General features: G+C 60.8%; 2 pseudogenes. Both read right to left on the minus strand.

What is annotated here, in order from left to right:
- Nucleotides 1–715: pseudogene (locus RFN30_RS32180) on the minus strand (hypothetical protein); the annotation flags it as partial.
- Nucleotides 716–878: 163 nt separating this feature from the next.
- Nucleotides 879–1,861, minus strand: a pseudogene (locus RFN30_RS32185) (RTX toxin); the annotation flags it as partial.

The following is a 1,861-nucleotide window of genomic DNA, read 5'->3' on the forward strand; positions in this document are numbered from 1 at the left end:
CGGTCTTCACCTCGTTGGCCTGGAACTGGATATAGGCGCTGGTGATGATGGCGCCTTGCGGGATGTCGATGCCAGTGAAGCGGATACCGACGGTCTGTCGGGTGGTGCCGTCATAACCCAGCTCCAGGTCGTTGATGTTGGTTCCGATCGTACCGGAGCCTTTCTCCTCGACATCGTCGCCGGCGGTCGCCACCCTCGTTTCGAAGATCGGGTCGATCGCAGTTGAGCTTGCGAGGAGACTGCTGGTGGTGGGCGTGGCGCCAGTCGGCACCGTGCCGGCGTCAGTGACTACATGGGGGGCAGGGGTGGCGCCAGTGATACCACTGCCGGCAATGCCTATTCCCGCAAATTGCCATTGGCCGCCGGAGACTTTCGTCGCCAGGGTGTCGAGAAAGGTGCTGTCGAGGTGAATGCCTGGGCTGGCTGCCGCCTCGGCCAGGCCGATCAGTTCGCCGTTGGTTATCGAGGTCGAGGCTGCGCCATGGCCGGCATTGTGCTCGCCCGGCTCGACGGCGAGGCTATCGTTATTCAATAGCGCGGAAGCCTGCGGCACGCCATCGTCGCCGTGCTGGACCCCTACAAGGTTCGGATCGCCGGTAGCGAACGGCGAGCCGTCATCGAGCGGGTGAAGGCTTTTGGTGAGGGACGTCGAGCCGAGCTCTGCCGAGAGCAGTCCAATCGCATTGCCGCTGTCGGGAATCGATGGTTTGGACATGACAAATCTCCCCGTCGCTAGTTCAGCAGGTCGGGGACGCGCGTTCGGGGCCGGCCATGGCCGTCCATCGCGCTCATCAGTTGCCTCGAACCTACCGCATCCGGAGCAAGTCCATTCGGCCGAGAATGCGGCGCCCTGGTGCTTGAGTAATGCGCCCGCCGGGTCAGGCAAGCAGCCAATCGTTCAAATGAAATTCATAGACCTTGCCGTCGTTCTCGGTCGGATTGGTGTTGTTGTCCACGCCGCGATCGACAATGTAGAGACTCATGCCGTGGCTTGGATCGTCGCTGCTCGGCGCCAGGGCGAGTCCCGCGGGTTTTTTCGCGTTGGCGGCGGAGATGTCGAGCGTGCCCAGCAGATCCCCGGTTGGCGTCACCATTGCCACCGAGTTTCGTGACACGATGACATAAAGCAGGTCGTGGACCGGATCATACGCGATGCCCCCGTCAGAAGGGGTTCCGAGCGATTGTACAGAAAAACTCGTCACGACATCGTCGCCGCCCGTGCTTGGCACGCCGTCGAATTTGCCGTTCTGGCCCGGAGCGATGGTGTAAATCCTATGGGTTGAGCCATCCTCGAGATAGAGCACTCCGCGGTTTGTGTCGTAGGCAAGACTCTCCGAATCCGAACTGCCGAACGCGGCGGTCTTGAATGAGGTCACGATATCGTCGGACGTGTTGTAAAGCCCATCCTTGCCTGGGTTCAACTCGTACACGCTCTTCGTGCCGGTATCGTCCGAGAAGAAGAGATGGTGGTTCGTCGGATTATAAGTGACCCCGGCCGGCTCATCGGAGAAATTGATGGTGGTGAGCGTACCCGCCAGGGTGCCGTTCAGATTCATCTGGTAGAGATTCTTGCCGGTGAAAATGGGCATTTCGTCGACTTCGCTGTCGGCAACCAGCAGCGTGCCGAGATGAGAAATATAGACGATATCCGTCGGATCGGGACTCGGCGGCGACCACTGCGAAGTCAGAATGGTATGCGCCAAGGTCAACGATGTCGGCAACTGGCTGGCCGTGACGTCGACGGTGAAGGCATGAGTGTCGGTGCTGCCGTCGGACGAGGTGGCTGTGACGTGGAGATTGATCGTCGGCTCGGACTGGGCATTGAGCGTGCCGGTGCCCGATCGCGTGATGACGCCGGTGC

This window comes from Mesorhizobium dulcispinae, assembly GCF_033977345.1.
Taxonomy (GTDB): Bacteria; Pseudomonadota; Alphaproteobacteria; order Rhizobiales; family Rhizobiaceae; genus Mesorhizobium; species Mesorhizobium dulcispinae.